We start from the raw sequence: 13914 nt of genomic DNA on the forward strand, positions 1-13914 counted from the left end.
AGGAGCGCAATCTGACAGTTTCCACCTCAGATGTCCATGTGATACCAAATAGGCACTATCTTTACTGCGGCCACGCTTGCAACGCTGTCTCCACAACCTGCAGGAGTTCTGTTCGGGTAGCTCCGGTTGCCGCCAGAACTGATATTCCACAATTGACCGTCACAACAAAGCGAGCGAGAACTGCTGGATCTGAATCGGCTGGTAAATCCCCCTCCGAAATCGCTTGCTCGAAACGCTTACGCAGAGAAGCTTCACTCGATTCTCGGCGTGCGGACAATTCCTGCCGGATCGGATCGGCTGGATCTCCGCATGAAAGCGTGCCATGAACCCAGAGACATCCGGGTGGATTACGTGGATCGGTTCCTAAGTCAACGACCCCGTGCATCATCCTCTCAGCGACCTGGCGCGCAGTTGGCTCTTTGAGAGCTTCACGAAGATAAGCTGATGGCCCGTCGGCATAGCGATCCAGCACTTTGCGGAATAGAGATTCCTTATTACCAAAAGCGGCGTAAAGGCTAGGACGATTAATGCCCATAGCCTCAGTTAGATCCGAGAGGGATGTGCCTAGATAGCCCTTGCGCCAGAACACATACATTGCAAGATTGAGCGCGTCATCGGTATCGAACTCGCGGGGTCGGCCTATGGCCGCAGTGGTTTTTTCCTGTTTCATACTCATCAGTATAATAATTTCTTGACAGGCTTACCCCCATGCTTTATATCTATACCAGACGATACAAAACTTTAACGACAAAAGAATACTATGAGCAACAAAAAACTTACAGGTAAGGTGGCATTGGTAACAGGTGGCTCACGCGGTTTGGGGGCAGCGATCGCTAAACGTCTCGCACAGGATGGGGCAGCTGTTGCCCTCACCTACACTAGTTCGCCGCAAAAAGCTGATGAGGTGGTGCTTGCGATCGAAACAGCAGGTGGGCGAGCCTTGGCTATCCACGCCGACAGTGCCAATGCTGAAGCGGTGAAAAATGCTGTCACCGAGACTGTGAAAACCTTTGGTCGTCTCGATATCCTCGTGAACAATGCGGGGATCGCCACCTTGGCCACTATCGACGAGTTCTCACTAGATGATTTTGACCGAATCATCGCGGTTAATATTAAGGGCGTGTTTGTGGCAACTCAAGAGGCTGTCCGCCATATCGGCGAGGGGGGACGGATTATTATGATTGGCAGCGTCAATAGTGACATCATGCCATTTGCTGGTGGTTCCGTCTATGCTTTGACCAAGGGTGCGATCGCTAGTTTTACGCGCGGTCTGGCCCGCGATCTCGGACCTCGTGGGATCACAGTAAATAATATCCAACCCGGCCCGGTGGATACCGACATGAACCCAGCGGAGGGTTCCTTCGCCGACACCATGAGAAGTATGATTGCCCTCCAGCGCTATGGTCGGAGTGAAGAAGTAGCCGACATGGTTTCCTATCTCGCCAGTGCAGAAACCGGTTTCGTCACTGGTGCGAGTCTGAAAATTGATGGCGGCTTCGCAGCCTGATTCGGCGGTAACAGAACGACCAGGTAATACTGTGATTGCAAACTGATGAGAACCTGCTACGTAGTAAGCACTTCAGTGCTTAACACAAGGACTAAAGTCCTTACTACAAACTTATTTACCCAGGAAAAAATACTTGTCTTGACAGACTAACGAATTACGCCAAGCGGTACTAATGGTCTTTGAAGAAGACACCGAGAACTATCAGAGTAGGATTCAGACCCCTTCTTCCGGTAATATAAGGACTTATCAAGAAGTTTTAATAAAAAAATATGTCTTCAATTCCTCTAACCTTGAACTTAATTGAAGGTTCAGTCTCCTTCAGTTTTTCACCCCAAGCAGCACAAGAATTAAAGACAGCGACGGATCAACTGATGGAACGCCTAAAAGCGATCGCCGCTAAACCCACTCCTGGCGGTGGTAGAGTCACTCCCCAGCCTCCCCTGGAATATCGTTATACGGGTGAAGTATTTTTAGAAGTTTTTTGTAATCCTAATATCTGGCCAACGCCCTTCGCAGCCAAAGTTTTGCTGACTGTCCGCAATGTCAACATTCGCTTGACTACTGAAGCTGAACTTACTCGCATCATTGAAGACATTAATCAATATTTAGAGCAAGTAGGATAATAGTCAAGTAAAGGAGGTAGGAGAGGGAACCACCTATTAGGGGTGGAAATATCAAGATGATTTTTTATGCTTACCGAGATTTTTTCTGAAAAAATACTATACAAATTTTGGATTTTGTGGAGGTTGAGCCAGTTGCTGGCGGAGCTTCCCTTTGTAGTTGCAACTGGTGTCGGTTAGCCCGACTTAGCAAACTTTTCTAGACGGATTTTGGTTTTGCACAGGAAGCAGGTTATCACTTGCTTGAGGAAAGCGATGCAATAAATTGCTAGTCAAAAGTGAAGTTCCTACACTTCTGTCGGATCGATGTAGGAACTTCGCAGAATCTACAGACTAAGCTCAAGTCGTGACACCAGATGTACGGAACAAATGGTTTTGATGCCTTCTTTAACTTGAAAAGTTGTATAAATTCAGACTCAAATGCTTCTGTAGTTAATCAAAAACGCAAGATTCTGTATAGGGCAATGCTCATTCAAAATTAGAGATTATCCCCCAGATTGAGCCTTGAATCGTTGATGGTGACATCTACACATCAAAAACAAGCTCCCAATCCCAAACCGGAAATCAAACATTGATTAGTCGTTGTCCCACTGTTCGCGACCAATTAGGTCGCCAATGCGATCGCGTAACAAAAAGTCACATTTTTCTAATTCACATTCAACGCAAACCCACTCTCTCGCTGGAATGTATTGGCAGAGGCTATATATTGGCTGTTGTCGGCTAACCATTCCCTTTTGCACCAGTCGGCGTGCTTCGTCTTGAATCACATCTAGAGAGTAGTAATTGATAGAAGGCACCGTATTCACACTCATGTTTTTTACTCACAAATTAACACTTACGATAGTGTTCCCGTTAATAATTAGGAACAAACATTACAGAAATTAGACTTGTGGCTAGGATTTTGTAGTTTGCTATACGGAACTATTTTTATTTTGACGCTACATCTCCTGAAATTATCTCAAGAAATGTTAAGAAAGTCAACGAATCCTGACATTTTTCGAAAATCCGCTTTACAAAAAAAATTCCAAGTAGTTAACTTAACCTGCTTATGTAGCTGTATGGTTTTGATGCCACAAGTATGAAAGTCTTGCCATTACTGTATTTAGGCAAGATTTGGTAGGTGGGAAGAGTTTATATTGCTATCGCTTACATATCAAATAATCACCTTAAAAGCTGGATTTATAACTGCGGGTATTCATCTAAGGTAAACAACACAATAATATTTGTCAGTTACTAGGGTATAAACTGTTGCAAAACATAACGGACAAAGTATACTACGAAGGCTTTAACCATAGCATCTGTTAACAATTTCTTAAGTAAGCCTGTAATTTATTAGTTAATTTCAGCACTAACACCATCCAGTTTTGTTTTGAAAAACATCTGTAAAAGGGTCGAGTAATACTCTAATTCGTAATCAGGACACACTTAACAATTCAAAATTCAAAATGACGCTCTCTACGAGACGCTGCGCGAACGCGGACTCGCTCTAAGCGTTCGCGCTAGCGTCTCTAAGAGTTGCCATGCCGTTGGCGTTCGCGTTAGCGTCTCTAAAAGAGAAGCCTCTCGTTCGCGTAGCGTCTCCCTTTGGGAGAAGAGAAGGCTTTACGCTGCGCTAACAAAATTCAAAATTAAAGACATTTTCAGACGGGGATTTAAACCCCGATTGAAACTGGCGCTACCTGTATTTTTGGGGTCTTAAACCCTTTGATTTGCGATAAACAGGAATCAGAATTTCAGAATTAGTGAATATTCCACCCATAAAAGAATGGAGTTTTAGCAAGGAAGAATGTTTAAACCTTGTTTCGCCTACAAGAAGAGAAGTGTCTTGCTGAATTGGGTTATGTTCACATTAAAACAGACGCGATCTAGTCACGTCTGTAAACTGTTTGGCGGATTTGCTGAGATTAATTGTTCTGAAGTTACATTGTTGTTTTAGTTACTTATTCGGAGAATTCTTCATCATTTTGAACAGTGCTGTCTTCTACTGCTACCAGATTTTCTGGCGGGCGATCGTGGTTAAGTTGGTTTAGTAGTGCCAATACTTTATTACCGCGTTCTATAGAGCGATCTTCGAGAAATATCACCTCTGGTGTACGACGTAGGCGTACCCGCGCCCCAAGTTCGCTGCGGACATAACCTGTAGCCGACTTTAAGCCTGCCATTGTTTCTACCTTAGCTTCATCTGTACCATAGATGCTGACGTAGATTTTGGCGTGTTGGAGATCGCCGGAAACATCAACATCAGTCACACTGACCATTCCAGTACCCACACGGTCATCTTTAATTCCGTTGAGTAGCATTTGGCTAACTTCCCGTTTGATCAGTTCAGCAACGCGGGAAACCCGACGATTTGTAGCCATAAAAATTTCGCCTCATCACAGAGGTTGTACGACAAAAATAGATGCAAGTTCGGTAGACAGTACTCAGCGCGAGCAACGCCAAGAGTAACCGTCTGTGGGGCATAGCCCCGATATAACGCTAGTCTAGATTGTACTCAAGCCCAGCATTGCCCGTAGGGTAAGAGTAAGAAAGACTAGGCTGCTCACAAATAAACCCAAGATAGCGATCAAGGTGATAGGGCGTTTCAACAATGGCATTAATGGCGCAAAGGTGTTTAGAAACAAGCCTAAGACGATCGTAATTAAGTATCGGGGGTAGCGAAAGACGTTATCCCAAAATCCGTCAAACATCTGAATGTAAACTGCCTTGTTATATACTTACGTTTGTTTTGATATGCTTTATCTACTCAATTGTAATATATGCGGCTGGAAAATTAGCCAGTTAATCTAAAATTTGGCTTGTCGGTTATATTGGCTTTATTTAGTCATAATTATTTTCAGTTAAATTGTAAGTAAATGGTAATTCAAGTCTCGAAGGAAACTAGCCCGCGTCCATTTTTGAAGTGGGCAGGGGGTAAAAGTCGGTTGATACAGCAATATATTCCTTATTTTCCCAAGAGTTATAAAAATTACTATGAGCCATTTTTAGGTGGTGGTGCTGTTTTTTTCTATCTCCAACCAAGTGCAGCCATTTTAACTGATATTAATGCCGAATTAATTAACACTTATTGTTGTGTTAGAGATCGTGTAGAAGAATTAATTTATCTATTAAAAGAGCATAAAATCCGACATGATAAAGATTATTACTATAGTGTCAGAAACAATTATAATGGTACTGATATAGAAAAAGCGGCTCGTCTAATTTATCTTAATAAGACTTGTTTTAATGGTCTTTATCGAGTCAATTCACAGGGAAAATTCAATGTGCCATTAGGCAGATATGACAATCCCAATATTTGTGATGAGGTTTTACTAAAAGCAGCCTCCGAAGCACTTTCCCATGCAGAAATTAAACAAGCATATTTTACAGAAGTCCTAAATCATGCTACTAGCAGTGATGACTTTGTATTTTTTGATCCGCCTTACCATCCTATCAGTGATACTAGCTATTTTACTGCTTATAGTCAAAATTGTTTTAGTAAAAAAGACCAAGAAATTTTAAGAGATACTTGTGCAGAGTTAGCAAGTCGTGGTGTCAAAGTTATGGTATGCAATTCTGATAGTGAATTTATTCAAAAAATTTATACTGATATCAATTTTGAAACCCATAAAATTAAAGCAGCGCGTTCAATTAACTCAAATATAAAAAATAGAGGCGCTATTAACGAGCTATTAATTACATCTTTCTTTTAAAGATTTTTATTTGCCCAAGCAATGAATCTATCTAAGCTATAGACTGCTAATAAATTATGGTTATCATTAACTCTTGCTTTCAACCATTTGCTTGCGCCTTCTCGCATACCTTCACCGCCTAAAATTACGATAGTTGGTGCTGGGTAATAGTGCTGAATATTCATGTTTAAGTAAGGAAACTTTTCATCAACCGAACCGGGGCTTTCTTGCCATTTGCACTCGAAAATTAAACCAGATGGCATTGCAGATGAGCCGACAACATAAAAATCAACCTTCAGATAGGTCTGATAAATTCCAGTTCCAATATAAACTTCTTTGCCATAACGTTTTGGCAATAAAGTAGCATTTAGTATAAATTCTTTTTGGACATAGTTCCCTACTTGGAAATAATTATACCCATGCAAGATTGCTTCTACATTTGCTTCTAAAATATTCCCGGACTTATTTGCCCGTCCGCCTTGAGTCAGAGCCATCTTCAATCCCTCTGCCAAAAGTCCCGCTTATTATAGGATTTCACAGAAGCAGTAAAAAAGGTTCAGTTGCTTAATATGAATTTTTGATTTTGGCTAAATCTGGTTAGATTAATACGGTAAAAAATCTGAATTAATTGGTATTTTTGTACTAAACAAATACAAATGTATTAATAATTTGGATTAGGAACGAGTTACTAATTCAGGTAATAGTTAAAATAATGGATTTATCTTTAGTCTCAAAGAGCAACTATTGCAAGCGACTCCCCCATTTTTCTGGGTCTTGGGAACAGTGGAAAACAGCGTAGATAATAATCTTCTGTTCATTAAACTCGTAAAAAACGACGTAGGGAAAACGCCTAATTGTAGCGCGGCGATAGGTTTCATGAACAATCTGGTATGTGTTGGGGTGACGCTGAATTAAATTCAGGCAGGCATCAATACAGCGTAGGAACTCAGCGCCTAACCCTAATTCGCGCCCCTCGTACCAGTCATAAGCTTCAATAATGTCCAATTCTGCGGCTGTAAGGATAGTTAAGTTTCTAGCCATGCCGTTGATAGATTCTGGCTTTTATATCTTCCCAACTGTTGCCAATAGCTGGATTTTGCAGATATTCGGCTTTGCGACGGGCTAGCTCTTGTTTCTGCCAATCTAAAACTGGGAGTGCTGCTGGTGTAGCGGCAATTTCATCCCATAAGTCTTCTACCAGTTGAAGTTTTTCCGCTCTCGAAAGACTAGAGAGTTCGGGAAATACTGGGTTCATGGTCTTCTCTATATTTTATTCACCTTTATTTTAGCCTGTCTGGGCTTCAGTATGACCGTTGCGGATAGACCATGCTATTTCTAAAAGTTGAGTCCAGCGCTTTTGCAGTTGTTTGGGGGTGCATTTGATAGCTTTGGCGATCGCAACGTCGTTTTCCCGTGCAGTTTTTAACTGTAATATTTGCTGTTGCTGTTCTGTGAGTTGATTTACAAAGATTTCCCACTGCTGGGAAGATAAACCCAACTTTTGCTCTAAACCCGCACCTAACCATTGATGTACTAATTGCCAGTGGTGTTGCTTGGCAAACTTCTCTACGTGGTATTTAAATCGTTGTTGGAGATAATCGCGCTGACGGCTGGTTAAACCGAGAATTTGGTCAATTTCTGGGGCTGAAAGGTCTTGAAGTTTCAAGCTGAGGTAGTTCATACAATCAGATTGACCTTGAGACTCCAGGTATTTCATCAATTCAGTGATGACGCGATCGCGTTCTGATTCTTCAGATGGATCGAAATTAGTTTGAGCAATCATCTGCGATCGCAGCTGTTGCACCGCCGAGTTACGCTGGTAAGATTCTGCTTCTTCACCTTTAGCAGACTCTACCGCCATTTCAATATCCACGGTAGTTTCTTGGGGCTGACGACGAGCAAAACCTTGGGCGCGCAAGATAATCAATTGCTGATTTGCACCACCAGGTAAATTGATCCGGCGTTTGGCATACTGCTCTGTAAAGGCCATATATTCAGCTAATTGCAGCTGAGTACGCGGCGTGTGATTTTCTGGTAGTTCGTTTTCTCTACGGAAAGCTTTAATTGCTTCGATGTAAAATGCTTGTAAAAAATCTTCAATCAGGCTGTAACGAGCATCAAAGCCCAACTCAGAGCCGGACATAGTTACATGACGGTAAACCATAGCACCCAAATTGCTATGTAATTCCACCCGCCCTTGTTTGGAGCCTAGTTGGTAGTAACGTAAGCACTTTTGCATCCGATGCCTTCCCAACGTCATCTGCCAGGACTTGATTTCCCCAGATGTTTGAATGCGGGAGCTTTTATCGCAAATGCGTTCTACTTCTACGGCTATGCGCTTTGCTAAAGCTTCTACACACTTGGGTGTTGCTTTCACTTGCGCTTGCATTTCCTCAGACAGCAATTGAATCAAGCGATCGCTGCTGCTATCTGAAAATTCTTCAGTTGAAACGTGGTTCTCAAAAATGGGTGTAGAGTTTGGTAGATTGACGACGTTAGCTTTCATGACTTTTCCAGTAGTATTGCACCGTAATTACAACGCAGACACAGCAATCAAGACCGTCCAAGGCTTGTGAATCTTTAGGCATTCATCCATCAAGACTTGCCGTATATAATGCTCACATCTAAAGCTCATATATCAAAACTATAGGAAATACGAAAGAGTTACAGTTCTGGCAATGTGTCGGTTTTCTTCACAAGCCACCATATTAACGCTGGCACACGAGTACCTGCCATTTTCTTAAAGTTGTCAAATACCTTACTGTGCCAAGTTTTGCCCCCATCCTCTTATATCCACTGTTTCACCAAACAGCCCATCCTAGACATCGCTTTTAAATATGACAATTTTAAAACTGGAGTTATTTTTATCACAATTTCCGAAACGGAAAGGTGCGCCTGTGAAGTGGAATTCTTATACCCATGCGGCTGCTGTTTCCCAACCTAAACCCCTCCGTATAATTGCTGCTTCCTCTCCAGTCATATCCAGGATGGTAGATACTTCATAAGTAGGTTCCTCACCAGTGTCTACAATTATGTCTACCAACTTGTCCAAACGATCAAATAGCTCTACCCGCGACTGAATCATTTCTGGATCTATCCGAACTATGCCATTATCTGCTTCATCTGGTGGCAGATGTGCTGAAGTTGAAATAATCGGATTGCCCAATGCTGCCAGCAACTCCAAACATACAGTATGGTTTGGTACTCTAATTCCAGTAGTTTTCCGCTTGGGGCTTTGCACCAATCGCGGTACTAACTTCGTAGCTGGGAGCAAAAACGTGTATGGCCCTGGAATCAGGCGTTTCATAATCCGATAAGCTGTGTCACTTACGAAGGCATAAGTTGCCACATTTGAAAGCGAGGGACATAAAAATGTCAATGGTTTATCGTTTGCTAGCTGTTTAATTTGCCGCACTCGTTCTACCGCCGACTTAGCATTCAAATCACAACCGATGGCATAGACTGTATCAGTAGGGTAAAGCATGACTGCGCCACTAGAGAGCGCCGACTTTATTTCCTCTATTCGGCGAATTTGAGGATTATCCGGATGAACTGGGAAAATTTTTGCCATAACTCGGTGAGTGGGGATTGGGGAGGGGAGTAGGGGAGCAGGGGGAGTAGGGGAGCAGGGGAAGCAGAGGAGAATAACCAATGCCCAATGCCCCATGCCCCATAACTAATGACTAATGACTAATGACAAATTTATTATGAATAAAATCGCTTATCTTCAATGTCCGACAGGAATTTCTGGTGATATGTGCCTGGGTGCTTTGGTAAGTTTGGGTGTTCCTGTGGAGTATTTAATTGAAAAACTGAATGGGTTGGGTATTGAACAGGAATATCAGTTAAGGGCAGAACTTGTCCAACGGAATGGTCAACAGGCGACTAAAGTTCATGTGGATTTAGTACACGATCACCATCATCACCATCACCACGATGGCGAACACAGTCACGATCACACACGCCATTTGCCAGAAATAGAGCAGATGATTCTCAAAGCGGGGTTGCCATCACGGGCAGAAGCTTGGAGTTTGGCGGTATTTCGGCAGCTAGCGGTGGCAGAAGGGGCGGTGCATGGCATTTCGCCTGAAAAAGTTCATTTTCATGAGGTGGGTGCTATAGATGCGATCGTAGATATTGTGGGTACTTGCCTGGGGTTGGATTGGTTGGGGATTGAGAGCAATCAGGAAGGATTGCCCCTACTTTACTGCTCGGCGTTTCCGACTGGTGGCGGCACTGTTCGGGCTGCACATGGTCAGATGGCAGTACCAGTTCCAGCGGTATTAAAGCTGTGGGAAATGCGGGGTTGTCCAGTTTATAGTAATGGCATTGACAGAGAATTAGTAACACCAACAGGAGCCGCGATCGCCACTACTTTGGCAAGAGATTTTGGTTCACCACCTGCGATCGCTATCAAGCAGATAGGATTGGGAGCAGGAACCATAAATTTACCCATTCCCAATATTTTACGCCTCTGGTTGGGTGAAAGCACAAGTTTACAGTCAAATTTCAGTGATTATGAAGAAACTAGCTCAAATTTGGAAACCATCTCGGTATTAGAAACCCAAATTGATGATTTAAGTCCACAAGCGATTGGCTATGCGTTTGAGGCGTTGTTTGCGGCTGGTGCGCTGGATGTTTTTACCCAAGCGATCGGTATGAAAAAGTCCCGTCCGGGGATTTTGCTAACTGTGATTTGTCATCCAGAAAATTTACTCAGTTGTGAAGCCGTCATATTCCGTGAAACTACAACTTTAGGCATTCGGCGAACAACTCAGCAACGCGCCATTTTACAACGGGAAATTCAAGAAGTGGAAACGGAATATGGCAAAGTGCGTGTCAAGATAGCATGGAAAGGGCAATCACCAGAAAAAGTTATTGCAAATGTGCAGCCAGAATATGAAGATTGTGCAGACTTAGCTCGAAAGCATAATATTCCCTGGCGCGAAATTCAGCGGTTGGCTCTACAGCATTGGTATTTAGTCAATACCTGATCCCAATTCCTCATTCCTCGTTCCCAGTCTCCGACTGGGAACGAGGAATTTGACTAAGTTAGAGCTTTCATCAAATATTGTGTCAATGTAAACGCATCTACACCTAACTCGGTACGCTCTTGGGCTGCTAGAATACCTGCTTGGGAATGCCACCATGCAGCAGTTGCCACTATCTCTTCTACAGGAATCTGTTTAGTTGCTGCTTGTGCCAACAAGCCACCCAGTAGTCCAGTTAACACGTCGCCGCTACCGCCACGCGCCAAGGCGGGTGTGCTTTCAGGAACAATCCAAACAGCACCTTGAGGGTTTGCGATCGCAGTTCTTGCTCCTTTCAACAATACTACTGCCTCACTTTGTGCGGCTGCTTCTTGTACTGCTTTCACTCTGTCGTGTTTGGCATCGGCGACATCAGGAAACAATCGCTCAAATTCGCCAGTGTGGGGCGTGAGTACGGTTACTGCTTGGCGTTTTTTTAATGTGGCGATCGCTCCCATTTGTGCCAAGATATTTAAACCATCGGCATCGAGAAGCAAAGGGCGTTCGCTGTTGATCGCTTCTTGCACAATGGGCGTAGCATCTCGTGTTAAACCAGGGCCACAAGCGATCGCATTAAAAGAACTTAGATTGGTGTTTTCTGGTAGTTGTAGGTGGGCTATCGCTCCACTTTCCGTCTCTGGGCAACCGACAATTAGCGCTTCTGGTAAGTGTGACACCAAAAGAGGTTTTAGGGATTCGGGTACGGCAATCGAAAGCATTCCTACACCACTAGCCCTAGCACCCAAACCAGTTAAAATTGCCCCACCTGCATAGCGCCGCGAACCGCAAATCAGCAGTAAATGTCCTTCTTTGTATTTGTGAGTAACTGCTGGACGGCGTAAAGGTAAAGTAGCAAGTGCCTTTGCTCGTGTAATAAGTTTAATTTTAGGTTCATCTTTGAGAACAGCTTCTACATCAGCTAAAGGAATATCAAAATCGATTAACTCAGCTTTACCAAGATATTCCAACGCTCGATCTTGGAAGAAAGCGAGTTTCCATAAACCTAAGCAAAATGTGTGAGTGGCGCGAATGGCAGTTCCCAATACTTCGCCTGTGTCGGTGTGTAAACCTGAAGGTAAATCGATACTATAAATCGGTATAGATAATTCATTTAGCTGATTAATTGCAGAGGCAATGGGATCGGTCAGGTTTCTTTCTAAACCAAATCCAAACAAGCCATCAATCAACAAATCAGAATCTGGCAGTTGTTCAATTGTTTGATAAATTGGAATGCCCAAACTCTGGGCATATTGCAAGTGCTGCGAAGTTAATTCTTTAAGCTTAGAAAAAGGAGAATAAATCCAAACCTTATACCCGCGAAAGTATAATTCACGGGCTACCACTAAAGCATCGCCACCATTATGACCGGGACCGACAAGAATTCCCACACGAGATCCCTTTAACAAAGGGGTGTTGGCAGGAATCTCTGGAATGCGACGAGCAATTAATCCCGCCACCTTTTCCATCAAAGCAACTACAGGCATTCCCGCTGCAAAGATTTGCTTTTCAATATCGCGCATCTGCCCAGCAGTCACTACCACTTGCGAAATTTGTTCTTGCCTATCTTGCATTAGTCTTGAGTGGTGAGTTATGAGTTTCGTATTAACTCTTATTTTGAGACTACCAAAATTGACTCATATTCCACTCAAAAAAGTTACAAACCGATTTCCACATCTTCAAGGATGCCGAGTGCATCGGGGATGAGGACAGCTGCGGAGTAGTAAGCGGTGACGAGGTAAGAGATAATGGCTTTTTCGCTGATGCCCATGAATCGGACAGACAAACTGGGTTGGTATTCGTCCGGGATACCAGTTTGATGTAAGCCAATCACACCCTGATCTTTCTCACCAGTGCGGAGTATAAGGATAGAACTGGTCTGATTCTTGGTAATCGGAATCTTGTTACAGGGAAGAATTGGTACATTGCGCCAGGTGATTATTTTGCTCCCATCCATATCGATGGTGTCTGGATAAATGCCTCGACGGTTGCACTGGCGACCGAAGGCTGCAATAGTCCGGGGATGAGCCAGGAAGAACCTCGACTTCCGCCGACGGGTGACTAATTCATCAAGGTCATCGGGAGTGGGGGGGCCGCTGCGGGTATAGATGCGCTGTTTGAGGTCGGCGTTGTGCAACAATCCAAATTCGCGGTTGTTGATCAACTCGTATTCTTGACGTTCCCGCAATGCCTCAATCGTCAACCGCAATTGTTCTTCCGTCTGGTTGTATGGTTGATTGTACAGATCCGCAACACGAGTACTTACTCGCAACATAGTCTGAGCAATGCTTAACTGATATTCGCGGGGTGAAAGTTCGTAGTCAACAAATGTTCCCGGTAATGTCGTCTCTGTGCTATGACTGGTTGACAACGCGATCGCAGCTTCTCCATACTTGTTTTGTGGAAGTTCTGCGCGAGTCCTAAATTGCTCAAGTTGAGCCTGCAACGCCTGCGACTGGTTGAGCTGTTCTCGAAATGCCTGTTGTGGTAGCGCCAATACCGTGCATCGGGTAACAGCTTTGACCGTGAATTTCCAATTACTTTCTGACTCCACTAACACGCGATCGCCAAAATAATCACCGTCAGCTAGCATATCCAATAGAGGCTGCTCGTCATACTTGCCAATACCAATCTTGTTTACCTTGCCATGTGCGATCAAGAAAAGCTGATTGGCTGGCTGACCTGACTGGACTACGATATCACCAGGCGCGAACTCCTGCTGAACAAACCGACTTGCCAACGCCCTCAGCACCTCGGTGTCTTCAAATCCTCGCAGCAAGGGCAACTCACCAAGTTCTTGGGGAATCACCTGCACCTCGGCTCCGGTGTTAGAGAAACTTAACCGTCCATCACCCACCGTATAGGTCAACCGACGGTTCAGCCGATAAGTGCCACCCTTCGTCTGCACCCACGGCAACATCTTCAACAACCACCGCGACGTAATTTCCTGCGTCTGCGGTGCAGATTTGGTGGTCGTGGACAAAGTACGCGCAGCATCTTTACTCAAACTCAGTTGAGGTTGTCCACTCTCAACATTTAAATTTGATTCAATAAAATCCGTCATCACCCCATCCTCTAGTTACTAATAA

Annotated in this window: 15 protein-coding genes; 4 read left to right on the top strand and 11 right to left on the bottom strand. The window is 43.8% G+C overall.

Annotated features, from left to right (window positions below):
- Positions 1-61 precede the first annotated feature (61 nt).
- Complete coding sequence (locus HWQ43_RS06415; protein WP_292731390.1) at positions 62-670, bottom strand: TetR/AcrR family transcriptional regulator; 609 nt, start codon at positions 668-670, stop codon at positions 62-64.
- A gap of 90 nt (positions 671-760) precedes the next feature.
- On the opposite strand from HWQ43_RS06415, the gene HWQ43_RS06420 reads away from it, so the two are divergent.
- Together HWQ43_RS06420 and HWQ43_RS06425 are read left to right on the top strand one after the other, a co-directional pair.
- Entirely contained in the window at positions 761-1507 is a 747-nt protein-coding gene (locus tag HWQ43_RS06420) for a 3-oxoacyl-ACP reductase family protein (RefSeq protein ID WP_292731392.1), read from the top strand.
- Between the two features lie 269 nt (positions 1508-1776).
- Complete coding sequence (locus HWQ43_RS06425) at positions 1777-2130, top strand: hypothetical protein (RefSeq protein ID WP_292731394.1); 354 nt, start codon at positions 1777-1779, stop codon at positions 2128-2130.
- A 572-nt stretch (positions 2131-2702) separates the two neighbouring features.
- Here HWQ43_RS06425 and HWQ43_RS06430 read toward each other — a convergent pair.
- The 3 genes from HWQ43_RS06430 to HWQ43_RS06440 all read right to left on the bottom strand — a co-directional run bounded on the left by HWQ43_RS06430 (position 2703) and on the right by HWQ43_RS06440 (position 4817).
- Entirely contained in the window at positions 2703-2939 is a 237-nt protein-coding gene (locus HWQ43_RS06430) for a DUF4327 family protein (protein WP_094347157.1), read from the bottom strand.
- Between the two features lie 1128 nt (positions 2940-4067).
- Positions 4068-4487 (bottom strand): 30S ribosome-binding factor RbfA, encoded by a 420-nt coding sequence (gene rbfA, locus HWQ43_RS06435; protein ID WP_099099512.1) that lies wholly within the window; start codon positions 4485-4487, stop codon positions 4068-4070.
- Between the two features lie 123 nt (positions 4488-4610).
- Positions 4611-4817, bottom strand: coding sequence for a DUF751 family protein (locus tag HWQ43_RS06440; protein WP_292731396.1), 207 nt, complete (start codon positions 4815-4817; stop codon positions 4611-4613).
- A gap of 165 nt (positions 4818-4982) precedes the next feature.
- Between HWQ43_RS06440 and HWQ43_RS06445 the strand changes: the two genes are divergently transcribed.
- Positions 4983-5819, top strand: coding sequence for a DNA adenine methylase (locus HWQ43_RS06445; protein ID WP_292731398.1), 837 nt, complete (start codon positions 4983-4985; stop codon positions 5817-5819).
- Here HWQ43_RS06445 and HWQ43_RS06450 read toward each other — a convergent pair.
- The 5 genes from HWQ43_RS06450 to HWQ43_RS06470 form a co-directional block, all read right to left on the bottom strand.
- On the bottom strand, positions 5816-6292 hold the full coding sequence (locus HWQ43_RS06450) for a PD-(D/E)XK nuclease superfamily protein (protein WP_292731399.1): 477 nt from the start codon (positions 6290-6292) through the stop codon (positions 5816-5818). The genes HWQ43_RS06445 and HWQ43_RS06450 overlap by 4 nt on opposite strands.
- A 247-nt stretch (positions 6293-6539) precedes the next feature.
- On the bottom strand, positions 6540-6839 hold the full coding sequence (locus HWQ43_RS06455) for a type II toxin-antitoxin system RelE/ParE family toxin (protein ID WP_292731401.1): 300 nt from the start codon (positions 6837-6839) through the stop codon (positions 6540-6542).
- Positions 6832-7053, bottom strand: a complete 222-nt coding sequence (locus HWQ43_RS06460; protein ID WP_292731403.1) for an addiction module protein — start codon at positions 7051-7053, stop codon at positions 6832-6834. Before HWQ43_RS06460 ends, HWQ43_RS06455 begins: the two co-directional genes overlap by 8 nt.
- Before the next feature lie 30 nt (positions 7054-7083).
- Positions 7084-8304, bottom strand: coding sequence for a HetZ-related protein (locus HWQ43_RS06465; protein WP_292731405.1), 1221 nt, complete (start codon positions 8302-8304; stop codon positions 7084-7086).
- Between the two features lie 405 nt (positions 8305-8709).
- Complete coding sequence (locus tag HWQ43_RS06470; RefSeq protein ID WP_292731407.1) at positions 8710-9369, bottom strand: L-threonylcarbamoyladenylate synthase; 660 nt, start codon at positions 9367-9369, stop codon at positions 8710-8712.
- A 136-nt stretch (positions 9370-9505) separates the two neighbouring features.
- On the opposite strand from HWQ43_RS06470, the gene larC reads away from it, so the two are divergent.
- Positions 9506-10792 (top strand): nickel pincer cofactor biosynthesis protein LarC, encoded by a 1287-nt coding sequence (gene larC / locus HWQ43_RS06475; protein WP_292731409.1) that lies wholly within the window; start codon positions 9506-9508, stop codon positions 10790-10792.
- Between the two features lie 53 nt (positions 10793-10845).
- Here the strand turns inward: larC and HWQ43_RS06480 are convergent, their stop codons facing one another.
- Together HWQ43_RS06480 and HWQ43_RS06485 are read right to left on the bottom strand one after the other, a co-directional pair.
- On the bottom strand, positions 10846-12399 hold the full coding sequence (locus HWQ43_RS06480; protein WP_292731411.1) for an NAD(P)H-hydrate dehydratase: 1554 nt from the start codon (positions 12397-12399) through the stop codon (positions 10846-10848).
- 83 nt (positions 12400-12482) lie between these two features.
- On the bottom strand, positions 12483-13889 hold the full coding sequence (locus HWQ43_RS06485) for a family 2B encapsulin nanocompartment shell protein (protein WP_292731412.1): 1407 nt from the start codon (positions 13887-13889) through the stop codon (positions 12483-12485).
- Positions 13890-13914 lie beyond the last annotated feature (25 nt).

This window comes from Nostoc sp. JL31 (assembly GCF_017114965.1).
GTDB classification, from domain to species: domain Bacteria; phylum Cyanobacteriota; class Cyanobacteriia; order Cyanobacteriales; family Nostocaceae; genus Nostoc; species Nostoc punctiforme_A.

Excerpts from the sequence above, each read along its gene's own strand:
- HWQ43_RS06415 (WP_292731390.1), bottom strand. The coding sequence starts at position 670 with ATGAAACAGGAAAAAACCACTGCGGCCATAGGCCGACCCCGCGAGTTC.
- HWQ43_RS06420 (WP_292731392.1), top strand. The coding sequence starts at position 761 with ATGAGCAACAAAAAACTTACAGGTAAGGTGGCATTGGTAACAGGTGGC.
- HWQ43_RS06425 (WP_292731394.1), top strand. The coding sequence starts at position 1,777 with ATGTCTTCAATTCCTCTAACCTTGAACTTAATTGAAGGTTCAGTCTCC.
- HWQ43_RS06430 (WP_094347157.1), bottom strand. The coding sequence starts at position 2,939 with ATGAGTGTGAATACGGTGCCTTCTATCAATTACTACTCTCTAGATGTG.
- rbfA (WP_099099512.1), bottom strand. The coding sequence starts at position 4,487 with ATGGCTACAAATCGTCGGGTTTCCCGCGTTGCTGAACTGATCAAACGG.
- HWQ43_RS06440 (WP_292731396.1), bottom strand. The coding sequence starts at position 4,817 with ATGTTTGACGGATTTTGGGATAACGTCTTTCGCTACCCCCGATACTTA.
- HWQ43_RS06445 (WP_292731398.1), top strand. The coding sequence starts at position 4,983 with ATGGTAATTCAAGTCTCGAAGGAAACTAGCCCGCGTCCATTTTTGAAG.
- HWQ43_RS06450 (WP_292731399.1), bottom strand. The coding sequence starts at position 6,292 with ATGGCTCTGACTCAAGGCGGACGGGCAAATAAGTCCGGGAATATTTTA.
- HWQ43_RS06455 (WP_292731401.1), bottom strand. The coding sequence starts at position 6,839 with ATGGCTAGAAACTTAACTATCCTTACAGCCGCAGAATTGGACATTATT.
- HWQ43_RS06460 (WP_292731403.1), bottom strand. The coding sequence starts at position 7,053 with ATGAACCCAGTATTTCCCGAACTCTCTAGTCTTTCGAGAGCGGAAAAA.
- HWQ43_RS06465 (WP_292731405.1), bottom strand. The coding sequence starts at position 8,304 with ATGAAAGCTAACGTCGTCAATCTACCAAACTCTACACCCATTTTTGAG.
- HWQ43_RS06470 (WP_292731407.1), bottom strand. The coding sequence starts at position 9,369 with ATGGCAAAAATTTTCCCAGTTCATCCGGATAATCCTCAAATTCGCCGA.
- larC (WP_292731409.1), top strand. The coding sequence starts at position 9,506 with ATGAATAAAATCGCTTATCTTCAATGTCCGACAGGAATTTCTGGTGAT.
- HWQ43_RS06480 (WP_292731411.1), bottom strand. The coding sequence starts at position 12,399 with ATGCAAGATAGGCAAGAACAAATTTCGCAAGTGGTAGTGACTGCTGGG.
- HWQ43_RS06485 (WP_292731412.1), bottom strand. The coding sequence starts at position 13,889 with ATGACGGATTTTATTGAATCAAATTTAAATGTTGAGAGTGGACAACCT.